The sequence below is a fragment of the Flavobacterium frigidum genome, assembly GCF_048286795.2.
This window is the reverse complement of the sequence record NZ_JBLVPT020000008.1, coordinates 72,939-94,674: the sequence shown is the minus strand read 5'-3', so window position 1 is coordinate 94,674 and position 21,736 is coordinate 72,939. Positions and strand designations below refer to the sequence as shown.

The window sequence follows — 21,736 nt, the reverse complement described above, 5'->3', positions numbered from 1 at the left end:
GTCGTGATTGGTTACTCGTGAACAGTAAGCATAATTAATAATTACAAATTTCGAGATGTTAATCACGCTTCACGCTTCACGCCTCACGACTCACGCCTCACAAATAACAAATAATAAAAAAATGAAAGGAATAATATTAGCGGGAGGTTCAGGAACGCGTTTGCATCCACTGACTTTGGCGATGAGCAAGCAAATGATGCCAGTGTATGATAAGCCCATGATTTATTATCCATTATCCACTTTGATGATGGCTGGAATTCATGAAATATTAATTATTTCGACTCCGCATGATTTGCCTAATTTCAAAAAACTGTTGGGCGACGGTGCATCTATAGGCTGTAGGTTCAGTTATGCAGAGCAGGCTATTCCTAATGGGTTGGCACAAGCTTTTGTTATTGGGGAAGATTTTATTGGCGATGATAGTGTTGCATTGGTTTTAGGAGATAATATTTTCTTTGGTGCCAATATGGATGAATTGTTGCGATCAAATTCCAATCCGCAAGGTGGTGTTGTATTTGCTTACCACGTATCGGATCCAGAGCGCTATGGTGTAGTGGAGTTTGATGCTAATTTTAAGGCCCTTTCTATTGAGGAAAAACCATTGGAACCTAAGTCCAATTATGCAGTGCCAGGTTTGTACTTTTATGATAATTCAGTAGTCGAAATTGCCAAAAATATCAAGCCCAGTGCGCGTGGCGAATATGAAATTACAGATGTTAACAAAGTGTATTTGGACAAAGGAGCTTTAAAGGTAGGTATTTTAAGCCGAGGAACGGCCTGGTTGGATACTGGAACATTTAACAGTTTGATGCAAGCGGGACAATTTGTTCAGGTTATTGAAGAGCGCCAAGGATTGAAAATAGGTTGCATCGAAGAAATTGCTTGGCGACAAGGTTTTATTTCAGATGAAGAACTAGCTGTATTAGCGACACCTTTGAAAAAATCGGGTTATGGAGAATATCTTTTGGGCTTGTTGAAGCAAAAGGTTTAAAGTGAGAAGTAAAGAGTGAGAAGTGAATGGGTGGAAACGCTCGAAATTAGTACCATTATTAATAATATTATTATTATTATTATTATTATTATTTATTCTGAAATCAGAATAGAATTTTTTAAAACATAATATATATTGTATGATTCTATCACCTCCTTGTTGTAAACACCCGATACTCAGCATAGGATCAATAAGCCAAAAGTAGTTTATGGCGTAGTTGGTCCCAGCACTTTTATTGGCTCTATGAAAAGTTAAAAATATAAATTTTTGTACATTTTGCTTTAGCTTCCCAGAAATTTTTGGCCACAGACTAAATGTATTATCACGGATTAATCTGTGCCAAAGTAAAAAGCTTAACCTTGCAGCTTTACGTCTGTCAAACTAAATCAATGGATTTCAAGTTTATAGTAGTTCAGTTGTTAAAAGGAAGTTACTGTTCTTTCAATTTGTTTCAATAACCATTTATTAATTGTTATTTTTGCACTAATAAAATAAATAATCTTATATAGTAAGCTATTTTGAATACGACTAAAAATATAGATTCACAGCCGGAAAAACCAGATTTTTTTTCAAGAGAAAATTTGAAATTCAATATTCATAATTTACGTTATTTACCCAGATGGATCATTGTAATGATGGATGTTTCGGTCTTGGTAGTATCGTTTTTTTTTACCATTCTTATTTTTAAAGGAACTGGATTAGACTATATTATTACGCCCTATAATTTTAGTTTTATTATCAGTTTGTTTTGCGTCAACGTTTTCTTTTTCTGGTTATTCAGAACGTATTCGGGAATCATCAGGCACTCCTCTTATATAGATGCGGTAAAGCTTTTGTTCTCTCAACTGTCAGTTTTAGTGCTTTTTCTTTTTTTTAATTTTGTCTATGACTTAATGCATGGTGAGAAAGCATTTTTAAACACCGCTTTTTTTATTAATATCGTACTTTCCTTCTGTGGCTTGTTTTTGTATCGCGTAATTATCAAGCAAACTTTTGAGATGTACTTTTCAGAACAAGGAACGAACAAATTAATCAGAACTATTATTTATGGGACTGATGCGAATGCCATATCTGTTGCAAACGCTTTAAAATTTGAAACTCCATCGCGATTTAAAATTGTTGGTTTTGTGGATAAAAACAATCAAAATGCAACTAAGCGAATGCTAGATTTGCCCATATTGATTAAAAAGAAAAAAATACCACCTTTAATGCGTTCGGTTAATGCCCAAGCGATTATTATTGCCGATAAAAGTTTGTCTAAAGAAGAGCAACTGATCATCGTGGACCAATGTTTAGAATTTAATTACAATGTGTTCACGGTTCCGTTAATTTCTGACTGGGAAAACCAGAAAGAGATTTCTCAAAAAGTAAAGAGCATTCAAATTGAAGATTTGCTAGAACGTAAACCGATTGTATTAGACAACAAATCCATTTCCAAGCAATTAAAAGATAAAACGATTTTAATTACTGGTGCAGCGGGTTCAATTGGGAGTGAAATAGTGCGTCAAGTATTGGGTTTTAATCCGAAAGTAGTTGTTATTTTAGATCAATCCGAAACTCCATTACACCATATGTGTTTAGAGATGAATGAACTAGATCTAAATTCGAAAATTTTTTCAGTAATTGGTGATGTTCGTAATAAGGAAGCCATGCAAAATGTTTTTCAAAAATACGAACCTCAAGTTGTTTTTCATGCAGCCGCATACAAGCATGTCCCGCTGATGGAAGAAAATCCATCGCAAGCTATTTTGACCAATATAGAAGGTACTAAAATTTTGGCTGATTTATCTTGTGAGTATAAAGTCAAAAAATTTGTGATGGTATCTACCGACAAGGCGGTAAATCCTAGTAATGTGATGGGAGCTAGTAAAAGAATTGCCGAAAAATACGTGCAATCTTTGCAATTTAAAAATAAAATCACCAGCGAAAAAAACTATACTAAATTTATTACGACCCGTTTTGGAAACGTTTTAGGATCGAATGGTTCTGTTGTTCCCTTGTTTACCAAACAAATTGCAAATGGTGGACCCATAACGATTACACATCCCGATATTATTCGGTATTTTATGACCATTCCCGAGGCCTGCCAATTGGTTTTAGAAGCTGGCGCTATGGGGAATGGAGGAGAAATTTATATTTTTGATATGGGTAAGCCAGTGAAAATTGTGGATTTAGCCAGAAAAATGATCAAGTTGGCCGGATTTATTCCTGAGAGGGATATCAAAATACAAATTGTAGGCTTGCGACCAGGTGAGAAATTGTATGAAGAATTATTGAATGATACCTCAAAAACACTTCCGACTTATCACGAAAAAATTATGATTGCTGAAGAAATATTAGATGATTTTGATGGTTTGAATGTTGATATTATAGAGCTAATTCGTATTGCTAATCACTTTGACGACGATCAAATTGTAGCAAAAATGAAGCAGATTGTACCGGAGTTTAAAAGTATGAATTCCACTTTTGAACTGTTAGACAAGTAGTAAGCCGTTTTAAAAATCAAAAAAGACCCAAAGTATAGCCTTTGGGTCTTTTTTTGTTTAGAAAAAGATAGTTTTACCTTTTGAAAAATTGATTATTAGCAATAATTTCTTGAAGTGGAGTGGTGTCTTTCAGACTTATTTTTTGACTGAAGGCCTCAATATGCTTGTCATGGTGTACATCTGAGCCTACATAAGTATACATGCCTTTTTGGAGTAGTTCCTCAGCGACCTTAGCAATTCCAGCACCATAATAGCCAACTACAGCAAGTAAATTCAATTGAAATAAACAGCCAGCGCGTTTCAGTTTCTGGTATTCATTAAAGTTATTATGGTAAAATAAATACCGCTCGGGGTGCGCTAGAACGGGAATGTAGCCTGCTACCTGCAAATCAAAAAGTATGGTGTACAACTGAATGGGCGGGTTGATGTATGACATTTCGACTAAAACGTAATTGTCTTTAAGCGTCAATAAGGTATGGGATTGAAACAACTGTACAAATTGATCATCCATCAAATACTCTGCTGCAGCATGAAACGGTGCCGTAATAGTATTCTTCTCTAATGCTGAAACAGTAATCGATCGATTCTCTAAAATTTGTTCGTGCGTGTTGTCCCAAACATGTTGAATTATATGCGGGGTAGTAATGAACTCTGAAACTCCAATTTTTTGTAAGGCTCTGGTTAATAGCAGTGTATATTCAAAAGTTTTGGCTCCGTCATCGATACCGGGTAACAAATGAGAGTGAATGTCAATATGACCTTCTGGAATTAGATCTTTGAGTATTGGTTTTGATTTAAAAAATGTAAACATGATACAAAATTAGTCAAAAGGTTTGTTATTTTAGTTGCTCTAATGTGTTTTGGTTAACGGAATTTTTGTCCTTATAGCTAGGGGGCGAAATGTTGTGGTTTGTTTTAATTCGCTTTTTTCATTAAAAGTTTGGTTCTTTGTTTCGATAGATATTTTTAAAGAAAGTATTAGTTTGATTTTTATAAATGTAATTTCTTTACAATTCTAAAGCCGTAAATTAGTACGTATTGAATCTTATTTAGGACTATTTTTAGGATCATGGAACTTTATAAATTAAAAGGAATTAATGTGTTTGCTATTCATTTTGAGTTATGTTTTGCAACGGTCAAAAAAGGATTCTTGTACAAGCACTTTTCATCATTAAATTATTATATTTGGTGCAGTCCTCTTACTCCATTGGGGGTTAAGAGGGCGAAGCCTTGGCATGGTTTAGTATTTTAAAAAGCATAAGAAATATGAATGTATTGATTTTTGTTAAGCAATGAATTCGACAGAACCAATAGAGTCTAAATGGCTTTTTGAAATAAAGCCCAAAAATAAATTTTTCTCTTTAAATCTAAAAGAGGTTTGGCAATACCGTGATTTGCTTTTGCTTTTTGTAAAGCGGGATGTGGTAACAGTGTACAAACAAACAGTTTTAGGTCCGTTATGGTATTTAATTCAACCCTTGTTTACCTCAGTCACATTTACTATTATTTTTAATAGTTTAGCAGGAATAGATACTGGAACTGTTCCTCCATTTTTGTTTAATCTTGCAGGAATTACAGTATGGAATTATTTCACGGCTTGTTTAACAGGTACTTCTAATACTTTTGGTGCCAATGCCGGAATTTTTGGAAAGGTTTATTTTCCTCGAATTATTGTACCCCTTAGCATTGTGATCTCTACTTTAATTAAGTTTGGAATCCAATTTTTTATTTTTATCACTTTTTACCTTTATTTCTATTTTCAAGGTGCAGCGATTAGTTTGAATAAGTGGACTTTCTTATTGCCTTTTTTAATTGTTTTAATGGGCGTATTGGGATTAGGATTGGGAATGATTATTTCATCGTTAGTCACAAAATATAGAGACTTTAGTTATTTGATAGGTTTTGGAGTGCAATTGTTAATGTATGTTTCCGCTGTAGTTTACCCTATTGCATTAGTACAACAAAAAATGCCAGACTATGTTTGGCTAGTTCAGTACAATCCGCTTGCTTATATTATAGAAACCACGCGCTATATGTTGCTTGATGTGGGTGAGATTTCTATTTTAGGATTGACGTACACAACAATTGTGACCTTTGTTTTTTTATTAATAGGTATATTGATTTTTAATAAAACCGAGAAAAGTTTTATAGATACGGTTTAATTTTTTAATGGTGAGGAGTTAGAAGTGGAAAGTGTTAGAAGTTGAAAGTGAGGAGTGAGAATAGTGGGGAGTGAGAAGAGTAGAGTGAGATACAATATTCCTTTGCAAAACAAATAAAAAAGAAAATATCATAAAGCTAAAAAACGAGTAAAACGAAGAGGAATTGTGAATTGTAAGAAGTTGTTCTCTATTCACCATTCATTATTCACTTCTCACAAATTATGAAAGACATCATTCTCAAAGCCGAAAACATTTCGAAACAATACCGCTTGGGTCAAGTAGGTACAGGCACATTGACGCATGACTTGAACCGCTGGTGGCATGAAATTCGGGGCAAAGAAAATCCATATTTAAAGATTGGAGATAGCAATGACCGCGCTACTAAAGGCACAAGCGAGTACGTATGGGCGCTACAAGACATCAATTTTGAAGTAGAACGAGGCGAAGTTTTGGGTATTATTGGCAAAAATGGAGCGGGGAAGTCTACTTTGCTCAAGATATTATCCAAAGTTACAGCACCTACAACCGGAAGCATAAAATCGAGAGGTCGCATTGCTTCATTATTGGAGGTAGGGACAGGATTTAATGGCGAAATGACGGGTAGAGAAAACATTTTCTTGAACGGTGCTATACTCGGAATGACCAAAAAAGAAATTACCTCAAAACTAGATGAAATAATTGATTTCTCGGGTTGCGCCCGTTATATTGATACGCCTGTAAAGCGTTACAGCTCTGGAATGACGGTGCGATTGGCTTTTGCAGTAGCGGCATTTTTAGAGCCCGAAATACTAGTCATAGATGAGGTATTAGCTGCAGGAGACGCCGAGTTTCAGAAAAAAGCCATTGGTAAAATGAAAGATATTTCTAAAGGCGAAGGAAGAACGGTGTTGTTTGTGAGTCACAATATGGCGGCGGTGAAGAGTTTGTGTACTCGAGGTATTGTTTTAGAAAACGGGAAAGTGGTTTTTGAGGGGGGAATTGAGGAGAGTATTGAGAAATATCTTGAAGATAAAAATTCTACAGCTCATCGTACGTGGGATGCTTCTAGTTCTAATAAACCTAAAGGTAGTTTTATAGAATTAATTGAAGCAAAAGTTGTAAATAAAGATAATAAAGTAGCTGTAAGTCATAGTATTTTTGATGAAATTAAAATTGAATTCACATATGAAATTTTCAGAGAAGGTGAGTTTTTTACTCATGGATTTAATTTATTTAATGTTGAAAATGTCCATATTCTTAGTTCTCATGATAAAAACTCATCTACTTTAAAAGAATCATTACCAGTTGGTAAATTCATAAAATCTATTACGATACCTGGAAATTTGCTTGCAGAAGGGAGCTATTCGTGCAGTTTTGCAATTATGAGGTACAGTCCATTTCACATTGAATTTCATGAAATGAATGTGCTTGGATTTAATGTTATTGATGAGTTTGGGGATAAGTCGGTAAGAGGCAATTATTCTGGACACTACCCCGGATTGATTAGACCAGAGTTAGAATGGATAAATTAAAAAGATGAAAAAAAAATGGTCAGGAGAAAGATTAGAAACGTTTATACTAAGTAGAGATACCATAGAGCATTTACACCGATATGCCATGGTTACTAGTTATATTAAAGATAAAATAGTATTAGATATTGCTAGTGGTGAAGGATATGGTGGTAATATAATGAGTAACAAGGCAACTTTTGTATATGGTATAGATATAGATGACACTACCGTTCAAGAAGCAAAATTAAAGTACAAAAATGAAAATCTAGAATTTCTAACAGGAAGCACCAGTCATATTCCTATTGATGATAATACAATTGATGTAGTTGTAAGTTTTGAGACTATCGAACATCACGATGAGCATGATAAAATGATGAATGAAATAAAAAGAGTTTTAAAGCCCGATGGGTTATTGATTATTTCGACACCAGATAAATTATATTATTCTGACCAAAGAAATTTCAATAATCAATTTCATATTAAAGAGCTTTACAAACAAGAATTTATTGACCTATTGTCTAAAAGTTTTAATAAAATACAATTATTAACTCAAAAGTATTGTAATGGTAATTCCATTATACAAGATGAGAAATTCCACAATGAGCTACAGATTTTTTCAGGTAATTATTCAGATGTTTCAGATTTACTTGTCGACCCCTTGTTTCTTATAGCAATAGTTTCAGATAATAATTTTGAAGAACAAATACAGTCAATTTTTGAAGGAAGTCAAATTATAGATGCTCAATTTAATATTACAATAAGTAATACAGTTAAAAATAAAGTTAACAAAATCTATTCAAGTACTACTTATAAACTTGGGCATTTAATTTTATTACCATTTAAAATTTTGAAAAGGATATTCAAATAATGCTAGCAATTATCATTCAATGCTATAAGCTTAATTTTCTTGATGAAACTCAGAAATCATTAACTTAACAAACAAATTGGCGATTTTAAAGTCAACATTGGTAAGGATGATAGTGCAGAAGATCCAATTTATTTGTTAGGAATGTATAAAAGCAAGTTTTTTTAAAACATCAATCTATTGATATTAAATAGCATAAAAAACATCAGTGCACTGATGTTTTTGTGTATTTTTGTTTAAAATAAGGGCTATGGAAAAATTAATCAGTCAGTTTTATGAAAAATATGCACGGGTACAAACGCATCACGTAAGAGATTTTATTCATTCAATTGATTGGGATAACCGTTTTGTAGGCATAAAAGGGAGCCGTGGTGTGGGCAAGACTACGCTATTATTGCAATACATTCGTCTCAATTTTGAGCCTACTCACAAGGTTTTGTACATTAGTTTAGACCACTTGTATTTTCTTGAAAACACAATGTATGATTTTGTAGATGATTTTTACAAAAAGGGAGGTTTATTTATTGCCATTGATGAGGTTCATAAATACCCCAACTGGGCTATCGAAATTAAAAATATTTATGACGATATGCCTCACCTAAGATTGGTTTTTACGGGTTCATCCTTATTGCACATTCATCAAGCAAAGGCCGATTTGAGTAGGCGAGTAGTCATCTATACTATGCCAGGTTTATCCTTAAGAGAATTTATCCAGTTTGAAACCCAAATTAAATTAGATAGTTATTCGCTTCAAGATATACTAGACAATCATATTACCATCGCCATGCAAATGGTTCAAAAAATAAAACCTTTACACTATTTTGAGAATTATTTACTCTATGGTTATTATCCATTTTATATGGAAAACAAAAATTCATTTCATCAAAAATTGAGCGAAGTGATTCTCACGGTTCTGGAAGTCGATATTCCGCAATATGCTTCCATTCCAGTATCGAATGCTTTGCTACTGAAAAAATTATTGGCCGTAATAAGCGGTTCAGTCCCCTTTAAACCCAATATGAACTCTATTAGTGAGCGAACAGGAATAAGTCTCAATACCATGAAAAATTATTTAAAATTGCTGAACGATGCACAACTTTTGCAACTTTTGTATGTGGAAGAAAAAGGAATTAATAGTTTGGGTAAACCCGAAAAAATTTTTCTAAATAATCCTAATTTAATGCACAACATAAGTGCCAATGTTAATGTAGGGAACTTGCGAGAAACATTTTTTTTTAATCAGGTACAACGCAAGCATACTGTTTTTGCCTCTTCAACTGTCGATTTTAAGGTAGATGGTATTTACGAATTTGAACTGGGAGGCAAAAACAAGAAACAAAAACAAATCGAGGGTTTGCCAAATTCTTTTGTTGTAAAAGATGGCATCGAAATAGGATCTATTACAACAATTCCGTTATGGTTGTTTGGTTTTTTATATTAGAAAATGATTTAATTTTAAACTAAATGCTCGCTATTATAATTCCTTATTTCAAACTCACTTTCCTTGAGGCTACTTTGGCTTCCTTGGCAGCACAAACGTGCCAAGATTTCAAAGTTTACATTGGGGATGATGCGAGTCCAGAAGATCCATCCAATTTAATAGAAAAGTATAAAGGACAGTTTGATTTTTTATATCATAGATTTAAAGATAATTTAGGAGGAACTTCACTTACACAACAATGGGAGAGATGTATTGCATTATCGGATAATGAAGAGTGGATAATGATTTTGGGTGATGATGATTATTTGGGAGAAAACGTTGTAGCATCATGGTATAAAAATTTCAATCACTTTTCGACTAATTCATACGTAATACGATTTGCAACAAAAATTAAAGATGAATCTTTAGGAGGAATATCGGCTATTTTTGAGCACCCTGTTTGGGAACTTGCCCCTCAATCATATTGGAGGAAATATAGAAACTTGAGTAGAAGTTCCTTGTCAGAATATGTTTTTTCGAAATCTATGTATGAAGAACATAGATTTAAAGAATATCCTTTGGCATGGAATAGTGACGATACTGCATGGATTGATTTTTCTGGTGAAAAACCTATATTTACTATTAATGAAAGTATAGTTTATATTAGAATGTCTTCTCTAAACATTTCAGGTAAAAGTGATAACTTGAAATTAAAAAATGAATCACAACTTTTGTTTTGCAAGTATATACTTTTTAAGAAGACTAGATTATTTAATACTGAGCAACTACATAATGTTGCACGTACATATGAATTCGAAATTCTAAAAGAAAGAAATTTAAGCATTCGCGAGTGGATTTCATTACTAAACGTGACTATTATGTATTTAGGTTCTCAAAACACTATAAAGTTGATAAAACGATTTTTAAAATCATTCTATTATTGATCAATGAATAACATCTCAATTTCAATAATCGTCCCTTGTTATAATCAAGCGCAGTATCTACATGAGGCGTTGCAATCAGTATTAGATCAAACTTATACTAATTGGGAATGTATTATTGTTAATGATGGAAGTCCAGATGATACAAAACAAATAGCACAAAAATGGGTAGAAAAAGACTTAAGATTTAAATATATTTATAAAGAAAACGGTGGATTGAGTAGTGCGAGAAATGCAGGTTTAGCTGTTGCTGTGGGGGAGTTTATTCAGTTTTTAGATTCAGATGATTTAATCGAAAAAAGTAAGTTGGAATACCAGTTAGCTTTTATGCTTGACCATCCCACAATAGACATATCTGTTTCTGGTTATAGATACTTTGGCAAAAATCAAAATGAGAAGCTAATACTCGGGAGGAACAATTTTTTACCTGAAATTGCAATTATGGAACACGATATTGATATAATAAATGTTTTAAATCTTAGAAATCCGATGGTTATTAGCGCACCACTTTATAAAAGAAATGTTTTTAATATTATAGGTTTATTTGACACGGATTTATCTGCATTAGAGGATTGGGATTTCCATACTAGATGTGCTTTGCATAAATTGAAATTTCAACATATTGGTTACTTTTTAAATTCATTTGCATTAATTAGATTACACTCTGAAAGTATGATGAGCAATCAAGTGAAAATGAATAATGCTTATTTAGTCTACAAAGAAAAAAGAAGTAAGAATAAAATGTATACTGATCAGTTCCCTTTGTTGCCAGCAAAAAAAAAATCCTATAAAAAGATAGTAAAATCTATCATATTTTTATGTGTACCCCCAATTATTGTAATTCTTGTCAATAAATTGAAAAATATAATCTATGGATAATAAAATTCAATTTCTAGCCTATTATTTACCTCAATATCATCCTATTCCTGAAAACGATTTATGGTGGGGTAAAGGTTTTACAGAGTGGACAAATGTAACCAAAGCAAAACCACTTTTTAAAGGGCATCATCAACCTATTTTACCTGCAGATTTAGGATTTTATGATTTACGTGTGCCCGAAATTCAAGCTCAACAAGCTCTGTTGGCTACAGAATATGGTGTTGATGGTTTTATTTATTATCAATATTGGTTTGGAAATGGTAAAATGTTGCTTGAAAAACCTGCTGAAGCGATGTTGAAAAATAAAAATATCGTATTGCCTTTTTGTTTTTGTTGGGCAAATGAAACATGGAAAGGAATTTGGCATGGTTTAGATAATCCAGATACCTTAATAGAGCAAACGTATCAAGGGGATCAAGATTACATAGATTATTTCAATTATTTACTTCCCTTTTTTCAAGATGAACGGTATATCAAGATTGATAATAGGCCAATGTTTCATGTGTATAGGTTTGATGATATACCAAATCATGAAGAATTTATAACTATTTTTAACGATTTAGCCATCGCTAATGGATTTGATGGCATTCATTTTATAGCAACAATTTGTTCAGATATTGTTTTGAATAATAAATTTATTTTTGGAAAAGTTGGTGTCGATGTTTTTATGCGGATGCGATATGGCCAAGAAATTTTATTTTTTAAGAAAGGAATTTTCGCGAAAATAGAACGAAAAATAAAAAAAGTTGTAAGAGATTATTTAAAGCCCAATAATCATATTGACAGCCGTTCTAAACCCTTAATTTTTGATTATAAAAGGGGTGTGGAAAAAATGAATATGACTTTTAACAATGAAAAGCATATTCCATGCGTTTTTCCAAACTGGGATAATACTGCACGAAGCGGCAATAAAGCAATGATTTTTAGAAATGCTACTCCAGAAACATGGAAAGTACACTTAGAAAGTACAGTATGCGACTTGTTAAAGAAAGCTAACCAATCTAAAATTGTAGTCATAAAATCATGGAATGAATGGGCAGAAGGGAATCATTTAGAACCTGATGCTAAATTTGGTTTGAAATGGTTACAAGCTTTAAAGGAAGTTAAAGAACAATTAGAACATAAAAACTAAATTTTGGAACACAATCCACTTATTTCAATTATAATCCCGTGCTACAATCAAGCCTCGTTTATAGAAGAGACCCTACAGTCTGTTTACCAACAACAATATCAAAACTGGGAATGTCTTTTAATTAATGATGGGAGTACAGATAACAGTGAATCAATTATACTTGATTGGGTACAAAGAGACAAAAGATTTCAATATTGTAAAACCACAAATTTGGGTGTTAGTGCTGCAAGAAACTATGGATTGCGAATTGCACAAGGAGAATATGTACAATTTCTTGATGGGGATGATTTATTAGCAGCTGATAAATTAATACTATCGATTGATGCTTTACAAAAATATAAAGTAGATATAGTTTGCTCCAATTATCTGGTGTTTTCTGCAAAAGTAAAAGTAGCTGAACCACCTTTTTCAAATTTGGATCATTTTGAATTTAATTTTTATAATCTTGCGAGATATTGGAATGATGGCTTTACTGTTCCATGTCATTGTTGGTTTTTTAAGGCCAGTCTATTCCAAAATATCTCTTTCCCACAAGATTTAACAGCCCAAGAAGATTGGGTAATGTGGTTGTTAATTTTTCAACAGAAACCCAAAATATTTTATCTACAAAAACCATTGGCTTTGTATCGCAGAAATCCTTTTGGGCGAACCAATGCAGAAGGATTTTTTGATGAAACATTATTAGCGATACGCTATTTAAAACCTTTTTTAAAGGATAGTGATTTTCAGTTATTATATGAATCAGCTCTAATTAGGTCTAATAATAGTATTTTGTATTGGCGAAATAGGACTGATGCTTTAAAAAAATCCAATACATTTCAATTTGGGTTACTATGTAAAAAAGTAGTAAAAACAGTCGGTTTGTTGGTAATCGCAAAAAAAATATTTCATTCTCTACAACTAAATAAATAAACATTAATTTGCTCGCAATAGTAATTCCATACTACAAACACTCTTTTTTTGACGCCACCTTAGCATCCTTGTCAATTCAAACCAATATGCATTTTAAAGTGTATATAGGTGATGATGCTAGTCCTGAAAATCCAAATGATTTATTAAAAAAGTACAACGGAAAGTTTGATTTTGAATATTCTAGGTTTCAAGACAATCTTGGTGGAATTTCCTTAGTTCGGCAATGGGAGCGCTGTATTACGAAGACTCATGATGAGAAATGGATCATGATTTTAGGTGATGATGATGTCCTACAAGAAAATTGTGTAGCATCTTTTTACGCAAATTTAAGTGAAATAAATTCAAATGACTATAAAGTAGTACGATTTGCAACACAAGTTATTAATCAAGATAACAAACTAATTTCAGATATTTATTACCATCCAAAAATAGAAAACAGTGTAGATTTTGTAATGCGGAAATTACAAGGTCATACAAGAAGCTCATTAAGTGAATATATTTTTCATAAAAACACATTGATAACTACACAATTCATAGATTTTCCACTTGCTTGGTACAGTGATTTATTAGGAGTTTTAGAATTTTCAGATTTTAAAAATATTTTCACAATAAATGAGGCTTTAGTCTATTTTAGATTAAGTGGTCAAAACATAACAAGTAAAAACGATAATCTAGTCAATAAAAATATCGCTACTTATGCATTTTATTATTACTTAATTGATAAAAAATCTCAATACTTTAATGCTTTGCAACAGCAGTTTTTACTATCAAGACTTGAAAACACTTTTATAGATAATAAGCGTTATTTGCATTTTTGGATAACATTCACCAGACTATATTTCTCTCAATTTTATATAACAAGATATTTGATCTTTATTTTAAAAATGGGTCGGATGGTTTTTAAAAAAATTATTCAATGAAGTTTTTAATTATAGAACAAGATTTGAGAATTTCAGGAACAAGTCAAGGAATTATTTCGAGGTCTTTTCTAGTCAAATTGCGAAAGTCTTATCCTGATTCTATTATTGATGTAGTATACTTAAAAAATCATCCTAGCGATGATCAATTGCATTTATTACCAATAAATAATATTGAAACACATGTTTTAAATTTAAAAATACCTTTTTTCACAAAATTTAAGAACCGGTTTTATTGGCGATTATTTCATATCTCTTTAAATGAAAGACACATTCATAAAGTTTATGGCTCTTACATTGCAAATATAGATTACCGGAAATACAACCATATTTTTATTCGAAGTGCGGGTCTTGACTGCGAAACTATACTTGGTGCAAAAGACTTACCTATTTTAAAACAATCGATATTAACATTTAATGAGCCATATCCTAATTTTTGGTGTACAGGTTCTCAAAATAGTTTGAATAACTTAGACCTGTTTAGATTGAAAGAAATGCAACGAGTAATTTTTCAGTCTAAATCGTGCATGGCGACGGAATTATTATCACAAGATATGCAATATTTATATGGATCAAGAAAAAAATTCTATACTTTGCCACATCAGTTTTCCCTTGAAGCTTTTGATTTTTCAGACCAAAGTGGTGTAGTCAAAAAAACTAAAAAAATTGCTATTTCGTATCATGGAGCCATTCAATTTGGTCGCAACGCAGACAATCTTTTAGACGCTTACCAAGAATTAATTTCTGAAAATAGTAATTATAAGAAAAATACAGAATTTATTTTAAGACTTCGAGGTCAAGATAACGCCCGTCTTGCAAAAAAATATGAGCAGATTCAAAATATAAAGATCTTGGATTGCTTGAATTTTTCTAATTCATCCAATGAGCAAATTCATGAAACGGATATAACTATTATTTTAGAAAATGGACCGTTATATTGTAATATTCTAGTAGGCAAAGCCCCTTTTTTAGCGGCTTACAATAAACCAGTATTGTGTTTGTCTCCGTTGCGAAGCGAACTCAGGAATATCATAAAAGACAAGTCCTACATTGCTAATATGAATGATAAGCAAGAGATTAAAGAAAAATTAGCATTATTAATAGAAAATAGGCTGCAGTCAAATGAAGTCGTTCACCCATTTGGAGATTATTTTAGTGATGATAATTTTAAAAAAAGCATTGATGAAATTATTTCTCTTTAATTTTTTATAAATAGTTTTAAAATTTTTAATTTTTACCAACACTGTAACTATGCGAATCGGAATAAATCCTTTTAAAGACGTGCAAAAATTAAATATGTCCACCTATCATAGAATTGTAGTTGTGGTTTATATTCCTAATGAAGAAGGATTTTATGAAAATGCTATAACTGTTCTTAAATCATGTTTGGAGTCATTGTTTGAAACAATAAATTGCCACGCCGCTATTACAGTAGTTAATAACGGATCTTTCAGAAAGGTTGGGGATTTACTAAACTTTTATTCAGAACAAAATAAGATAGATACCTTAATTACTCATGCATATAATATTGGAAAAATTGATGCTCAAATTGGTGCGGCGAGAGCATCAAGAGAAGAAATTATTACATTAACGGATTCTGATATTTTGTTTTGTAATGGTTGGCAGGAAAATGTTGAAGAGATCTTTTCTACATTTCCAAACGTTGGATCGGTTTCCCCTATTCCGGTTCGGACAGGTATGTATGCGGGAACTAGCTCGGTATTAAAACAAATTTTATTAAGAAAATTAAAGTTTAGATTTATTGCTCTACCTAAAAACATGAAGGATTACAATAGATTCTTATCAAGCATTAATTGGGATTTAGACACTGATAGTAATAAAAAATGGCCGGTTGTAGAAAATAAAGGTGTAAAGGCTATTATAGGTAGTGCTCATCAGGTGCTAACTATTGATAGAAATATTTTATTTATGACAACTCCATCGAATCCGTCATTGACACTAGTCGGATCGAATTCGGAACATAATTATATTGATGTTCCCATTGATAAAGCAGGAAAGTTAAGATTGGCTACTTATAAAAATTTCGCATATCATATCGGAAATGAAATGGATGAATGGATGACTGATATTATAATAAATAATTCGTCAAACAAAAAAACGCAACAATTTGAATTGAAAACAAGTATTTTGAAAGATGTATTCAATTCCAAATTTGAAGGTAAGGTGTATAGTTTGCGTAAAATGATTATTAAAAAAATATTTGCTCTTGTATATGGAAAAGTTTATTAAAAAAGTCTCTATACTCATTACCACTAAAAATCGTTTGCTTGATTTAAAATATACTTTACTAAAAATTCAAAATCTATTAGACAGAGGTGATCTAGAATGTATTATTTGCGATGATGGATCTACAGATGGAACCATAGCATTTATTAAAGAAAATTATCCTAAGATAAGTATTTTAAGAAATGAGATTTCAAAAGGATTAATTTTTAGTAGGAATTTATTATTAGCAACAACAACTGCCCAATATGCTATTTCTCTAGATGACGATGCTCATTTTTTGACTGAAAATCCTCTCGATGTAGTACAAAACTATTTTCAAAACAATCCTAATTGTGGGGTTTTAGGATTCCGCATTTTTTGGGGAGTTACCGAACCAGCGATTACATGCACGAATCAAATGCCCAGTCGTGTAAAAGGATATGTCGGTTGTGGTCATGTTTGGAAAATGGATGCATGGCGCAAAGTTCCGAATTATCCAGAGTGGTTTGTTTTTTATGGTGAAGAGGACTTTGCAGGATATCATTCATTTAAAAAAAACGTCGAAATTCACTACCTACCAAGCGTTCTGGTGCATCATCGGGTAGATATTAAATTACGAAAAAAAGCAATCGATTACCGGTTGCGGTTAAGACGATCTTTGCGATCGGGATGGTATCTGTATCTTATGTTTTACCCTTTGAAAACTATTCCAAGATTGTTTTTTTATTCGCTGTGGATGCAAATTAGAAACAAAGTTTTAAAGGGAGATGTAATGGCAGCTCTTGCAATAGTGCAAGCTTTAGGCGATGTTATCATTCATATTCCAAAACTTTTAAAAAATTCTAACCGACTACAATACGATGAACTAAAATCTTATCGAAAGTTGCCGGACACAAAAATATATTGGTCACCAAAAGATGAAAGAAAAAATTAAAATATATAAAGACCGAGCAATTTTTGCAAATGAAATGCTTGATAAATATTATCAAACTTTCCCCAATACTATTATTAGTGATGTAGGATCTGGTTTTGGACACATGCAAAACAAAATTGAATCGCTTGGAGCAACTTGGCAACCTTTTGATTATGTTAGAAAAATTGACAAAGCCATAATTTGGAATTTAAACAAATCGTGCCCAATTGAAGCTAAAAATGCAGGAGCAGTCGTTTTTTTAGAGGTTTTAGAACACTTAGGAAATCCACAATTAGGGTTGCAAAATATAACTAATCATATGGAAGTAGGAGGGATTTTAATTTTAACTACTCCAAATCCTAGCTCAAGCCAAAACACTGTCAACTTGTTTTTAAAAGGAAGACTTTTTTCCTTTCAAGAAAAACACCTCGTTGAGCATCATGTTTTTACTCCTTGGGAGCATATCGTTCGCTTTTTTCTTGAAGAATGTGGATTTGAAATTTTAGAGTATGCTTGTATAGATATATCTAATTCAAAAAATAGAAATTCTAATTTTAAAGATATGTTTAAAAGAAAAATAGAAACAATTCTCGAAAAAAGAAATCCAAAAGCAATAGGAATGAGTTATGGTATAGTTGCAAGAAAAAAATAATTTTGAAAATGAAAAGTAAAACCATTGCCATAATTCCAGCTCGTGGAGGGTCTAAAAGATTGCCTAATAAAAATAGGCTTTTGCTTGGCGATTATCCGTTACTGGTGCACAGTATTTTATATGCGCAAGCCAATAGCGACATCATTGATGCGGTTTATGTTTCAACTGATGATTCAACAATCAAAGCAATTGCTCTGGCTTTTGGAGCCCAAGTGATTGATCGACCAGCCTTACTCTCGGGTGATTTAGAACCTACGGTTTCTGTTTTGCGACACGTACTGCAATCGATTCATGATGAAGTTGAAAACGTAATAGTATTGCAACCCACTAATCCGTTGCGCCCACTAAATTTGTTAAAAGAGTGCTTTGAGAAATTCCAAAATGAAAAAGTCGATAGTTTGTTTACCGTTACTCAAAACCATCAGAAATTTGGAGAAATTAAATCAGGGATCTTTGTTCCGTTCAATTACGAAATAGGTCAACGCAGCCAAGATCTAAAGCCGCTTTATTTTGAGAATGGAATGCTTTATATCACAAAAGCTGCACTTATTTTGGAGAATCGTATCATCTCAGAACAAGCATTTCCTTACCTTGTAAATCATGTTTTTGCCCAAGTTGATATTGACACACAAGAAGATTTCGATTACGCTGAATATTTAATAAAAAAAGTGTCTCGACAGCGCTCGGATAAAACTTAAATAATTGTCACCTCGAGCGATATAACTCCTAACTGGTATTATGAATCCTTATATAGAAATTGCTGGTAGAAAAATAGGCCAAGATTTCCCGCCTTTAGTTATTGCCGAAATAGGTATCAATCATGAAGGTTCTTTGCAAATTGCTAAACAAATGGTCGATGCAGCAAAACGTGCAGGAGTAGAAATTGTGAAACACCAAACGCATATCGTTGCAGATGAAATGAGTGGCGCTGCCAAAAAAGTAATTCCAGGTAATGCAAGCGTATCTATTTATGAAATTATGGAACGCTGTTCATTGAACGAAAGTGACGAACTGGAATTGAAAAATTATGTTGAAAGCAAGGGAATGATTTTTATATCAACGCCCTTCTCTCGTGCTGCAGCTGAAAGGTTGAAAAAAATGGATCTTCATGCCTACAAAATAGGTTCTGGTGAATGCAATAATTACCCACTATTGGAGCACATTGCTACTTTTGGAAAACCTGTAATTCTAAGCACTGGAATGAATACAATTGAAAGTGTTAGAAAAGCGGTTGCTATTTTTGACAAACTCAACATTCCAGTAGCACTTTTACATACGACAAATTTATACCCTACACCCATTCATTTGGTGCGTTATGGCGCTATGACACAATTGCACGGAGCCTTTCCTGACAAGGTATTTGGACTTTCTGATCATACCTTGAACAACAATGCTTGTTTGGGAGCAGTCGCTTTGGGTGCGAGCATTTTAGAACGTCATTTTACAGATCACATGCAACGTACAGGACCAGATATTGTGTGCAGTATGGATGAAAAAACCACATCTGAATTGATTGTTTCTTCCAATGAAATATGGCAAATGCGCGGCGGGACTAAGGAACCAGCTTTAGAAGAACAAGTTACAATAGACTTTGCTTTTGCAACTGTTTGCACTATTGCTACTATAAAGACAGGGGAGGTATTAACCAAAGAAAATATTTGGGTAAAACGTCCAGGAACAGGGAAAATTTTAGCAGAACATTTTAATGAAGTATTGGGGAAAATTGCAATACGTGATATTGAGAATGACGAACAGTTAGACTTTTCTGATTTTGAATGAAAACACCCCCAACCCCTCTCAAGAGTAGAGCGAGGAACGTAAATGAAGAAAGATTTTTAATTGACGTACCTGTTGACAAATTGAATAACAATAGTAGCAATATTCGAATTCCCCTCTTGAGAGAGGCTAGAAGCACGCACTTAAACAAGTTCTCCTAAAATCAAACCTGTTTACAAATTGAATAACAATAGTAGCAATATTCGAATTCCCCTCTTGAGAGAGGCTAGAAGCGCGTACTTAAACAAGTTCTCCTAAAATCAAACCTGTTGACAAATTAAATAACAATAGTAGCAATATTCGAATTCCCCTCTTGAGAGAGGCTAGAAGTGCGTACTTAAACAAGTTCTCCTAAAATCAAACCTGTTGACAAATTGAATAACAATAGTAGCAATATTCGAATTTCCCTCTTGAGAGGGGCTAGGGGTGTGTAATTAGACAAGTTTTCCTAAAGTAAATTCGTTAACAAATAGAATATCAATAGTAGCAATATTCGAATTCCCCTCTTGAGGGGAGTGAGAAACGTAAATGAAGAAAGATTTTTAATTGACAAAACTGTTGAGAAATAACAATAGTAGCAATAATTGAATTCCCCTCTTGAGAGGGGCTATGGGTGTGTTATGTGGAACATGTACTTTCAAGAGTTTATTTAAAGAAATATATAATAAACAGTTCTGAATAGAAAAAAAACAATCTCAATCACACAATATTAAATCGAGCACAGTCGAGATTGGCTGTGATTCAATAAGATTAAAATTTGAAAATGAAAAAAGTAGTTTTCTTAACGGGAACAAGAGCTGATTTTGGTAAAATAAAATCACTCATTTCGATACTAGATAATGATCCAGAATTTGAAGTATTTGTTTTTGTTACAGGCATGCATTTACAAGAAACCTACGGATATACATTGATTGAAATTGAACGCTGTAATTTTACCAACGTGCATACGTTTGAAAATAGTACTCACGAAACCACCATGGATTTGACTTTGGCTAAAACCATCGAAGGATTGTCTAGCTATTGCAAAAAAGTAGATCCTGATTTAATTGTAGTTCATGGAGATCGAGTAGAAACTTTAGCGGGCGCTATTGTGGGTTCACTCAACAATATTCTAGTCGCTCATATAGAAGGTGGCGAACTCTCGGGAACAGTAGACGAGCTAATTCGACATAGTGTTTCTAAACTCAGTCACATTCATTTTGTTTCAAACGATGACGCTGCAAGGCGCTTAAAACAAATGGGAGAAATGGAATCTTCAATACATACTATTGGCTCTCCCGATATTGATATTATGTTTTCCGATGACTTACCAAATATTGACGACGTAAAAAAATATTACGAAATTCCTTTTGAGAATTTTGCTATTGTAATGTTTCATCCTGTGACAACCGAAGCTATTGCGATGAAAGCCTACGTTCAAAATTTTGTAGCTGCCTTACAAACCGATGTCCATAATTATATCGTTATTTATCCCAACAACGATTTAGGAAGCCAATGTATAATTGATGAATATCAAAAATTAAAAGGCAATGTTAGATTTCGTATTATTCCATCCCTTCGATTTGAATATTTTTTAACCTTATTAAAAAATGCACAATTTATTATCGGGAACAGTAGTGCCGGAATTCGGGAAGCACCGTATTACGGAATTCCGATTATAAACATTGGCACACGCCAACAAAATAGAGTGCTAAATTCGGATATTATAAATGTGGATTATGATATAAACAATATCAAACATGCTTTAAAAAGTGTAGTTTCACATAAAGTTAGTACTGATACAGCTCATTTTGGAGCAGGAAATAGTGCTCAATTATTTCTAAAAACCCTTCAAATGAGCAGTTTTTGGGAGATCAATCATCAGAAACAGTTCAAAGATAATTTTTAATATTTAAGGATTTGGATACTTCTTCAATAGCGTTAATAACTACAGTTCCAAAAAACTCATTGTCAATTCAAACAAAGCTTTACAAA

The 21,736-nt window shown here is 32.7% G+C and carries 19 protein-coding genes; 18 read left to right on the top strand and 1 reads right to left on the bottom strand.

Annotation, left to right across the window (positions count from 1 at the left end; all coding sequences use genetic code 11):
* Nucleotides 1-121 precede the first annotated feature (121 nt).
* Together rfbA and ACNQGB_RS10000 are read left to right on the top strand one after the other, a co-directional pair.
* Nucleotides 122-991 (top strand): glucose-1-phosphate thymidylyltransferase RfbA, encoded by an 870-nt coding sequence (rfbA, locus tag ACNQGB_RS10005; protein WP_417945874.1) that lies wholly within the window; start codon nt 122-124, stop codon nt 989-991.
* 518 nt (nt 992-1,509) lie between these two features.
* On the top strand, nt 1,510-3,477 hold the full coding sequence (locus tag ACNQGB_RS10000; RefSeq protein WP_417945875.1) for a polysaccharide biosynthesis protein: 1,968 nt from the start codon (nt 1,510-1,512) through the stop codon (nt 3,475-3,477).
* 73 nt (nt 3,478-3,550) lie between these two features.
* Here ACNQGB_RS10000 and ACNQGB_RS09995 read toward each other — a convergent pair whose 3' ends face one another.
* On the bottom strand, nt 3,551-4,288 hold the full coding sequence (locus ACNQGB_RS09995) for a tyrosine-protein phosphatase (RefSeq protein ID WP_417945877.1): 738 nt from the start codon (nt 4,286-4,288) through the stop codon (nt 3,551-3,553).
* Nucleotides 4,289-4,769: 481 nt separating this feature from the next.
* Here ACNQGB_RS09995 and ACNQGB_RS09990 point away from each other — a divergent pair, with 481 nt between their 5' ends.
* The 16 genes from ACNQGB_RS09990 to neuC all read left to right on the top strand — a co-directional run bounded on the left by ACNQGB_RS09990 (nt 4,770) and on the right by neuC (nt 21,650).
* Nucleotides 4,770-5,639: an ABC transporter permease gene (locus ACNQGB_RS09990; RefSeq protein ID WP_417945878.1), complete on the top strand. Its 870-nt coding sequence runs from the start codon at nt 4,770-4,772 to the stop codon at nt 5,637-5,639.
* A gap of 221 nt (nt 5,640-5,860) precedes the next feature.
* Entirely contained in the window at nt 5,861-7,150 is a 1,290-nt protein-coding gene (locus tag ACNQGB_RS09985) for an ABC transporter ATP-binding protein (protein ID WP_417945880.1), read from the top strand.
* A 4-nt stretch (nt 7,151-7,154) separates the two neighbouring features.
* Complete coding sequence (locus ACNQGB_RS09980) at nt 7,155-7,997, top strand: class I SAM-dependent methyltransferase (RefSeq protein WP_417945882.1); 843 nt, start codon at nt 7,155-7,157, stop codon at nt 7,995-7,997.
* Nucleotides 7,998-8,244: 247 nt separating this feature from the next.
* Nucleotides 8,245-9,435, top strand: a complete 1,191-nt coding sequence (locus tag ACNQGB_RS09975) for an ATP-binding protein (protein WP_417945884.1) — start codon at nt 8,245-8,247, stop codon at nt 9,433-9,435.
* Nucleotides 9,436-9,458: 23 nt separating this feature from the next.
* Complete coding sequence (locus tag ACNQGB_RS09970) at nt 9,459-10,358, top strand: glycosyltransferase family 2 protein (protein WP_417945886.1); 900 nt, start codon at nt 9,459-9,461, stop codon at nt 10,356-10,358.
* A gap of 3 nt (nt 10,359-10,361) precedes the next feature.
* Nucleotides 10,362-11,234: a glycosyltransferase family 2 protein gene (locus tag ACNQGB_RS09965; RefSeq protein ID WP_417945888.1), complete on the top strand. Its 873-nt coding sequence runs from the start codon at nt 10,362-10,364 to the stop codon at nt 11,232-11,234.
* On the top strand, nt 11,227-12,366 hold the full coding sequence (locus ACNQGB_RS09960) for a glycosyltransferase WbsX family protein (protein ID WP_417945890.1): 1,140 nt from the start codon (nt 11,227-11,229) through the stop codon (nt 12,364-12,366). The genes ACNQGB_RS09965 and ACNQGB_RS09960 overlap by 8 nt, the downstream gene beginning before the upstream one ends.
* 3 nt (nt 12,367-12,369) lie before the next feature.
* A complete protein-coding gene (locus tag ACNQGB_RS09955; RefSeq protein ID WP_417945892.1) occupies nt 12,370-13,278 on the top strand; it encodes a glycosyltransferase family 2 protein in 909 nt (302 codons plus the stop codon).
* Between the two features lie 8 nt (nt 13,279-13,286).
* Complete coding sequence (locus ACNQGB_RS09950) at nt 13,287-14,198, top strand: glycosyltransferase (RefSeq protein ID WP_417945894.1); 912 nt, start codon at nt 13,287-13,289, stop codon at nt 14,196-14,198.
* Entirely contained in the window at nt 14,195-15,397 is a 1,203-nt protein-coding gene (locus ACNQGB_RS09945) for a hypothetical protein (RefSeq protein WP_417945896.1), read from the top strand. Before ACNQGB_RS09950 ends, ACNQGB_RS09945 begins: the two co-directional genes overlap by 4 nt.
* Nucleotides 15,398-15,446: 49 nt before the next feature.
* Nucleotides 15,447-16,445, top strand: coding sequence for a glycosyltransferase family A protein (locus ACNQGB_RS09940; RefSeq protein WP_417945897.1), 999 nt, complete (start codon nt 15,447-15,449; stop codon nt 16,443-16,445).
* Nucleotides 16,429-17,355: a glycosyltransferase family 2 protein gene (locus ACNQGB_RS09935; RefSeq protein ID WP_417945899.1), complete on the top strand. Its 927-nt coding sequence runs from the start codon at nt 16,429-16,431 to the stop codon at nt 17,353-17,355. Before ACNQGB_RS09940 ends, ACNQGB_RS09935 begins: the two co-directional genes overlap by 17 nt.
* The gene (locus ACNQGB_RS09930) at nt 17,339-17,986 is read left to right on the top strand and encodes a methyltransferase domain-containing protein (protein ID WP_472777107.1); all 648 of its coding nucleotides are present in this window, start codon (nt 17,339-17,341) and stop codon (nt 17,984-17,986) included. Before ACNQGB_RS09935 ends, ACNQGB_RS09930 begins: the two co-directional genes overlap by 17 nt.
* 8 nt (nt 17,987-17,994) lie before the next feature.
* Complete coding sequence (locus ACNQGB_RS09925) at nt 17,995-18,684, top strand: acylneuraminate cytidylyltransferase family protein (protein ID WP_417947592.1); 690 nt, start codon at nt 17,995-17,997, stop codon at nt 18,682-18,684.
* Between the two features lie 40 nt (nt 18,685-18,724).
* On the top strand, nt 18,725-19,765 hold the full coding sequence (locus tag ACNQGB_RS09920) for an N-acetylneuraminate synthase family protein (protein WP_417947594.1): 1,041 nt from the start codon (nt 18,725-18,727) through the stop codon (nt 19,763-19,765).
* A 760-nt stretch (nt 19,766-20,525) separates the two neighbouring features.
* Nucleotides 20,526-21,650 (top strand): UDP-N-acetylglucosamine 2-epimerase, encoded by a 1,125-nt coding sequence (gene neuC, locus ACNQGB_RS09915; RefSeq protein ID WP_472777106.1) that lies wholly within the window; start codon nt 20,526-20,528, stop codon nt 21,648-21,650.
* The last annotated feature ends 86 nt before the right edge of the window (nt 21,651-21,736 follow it).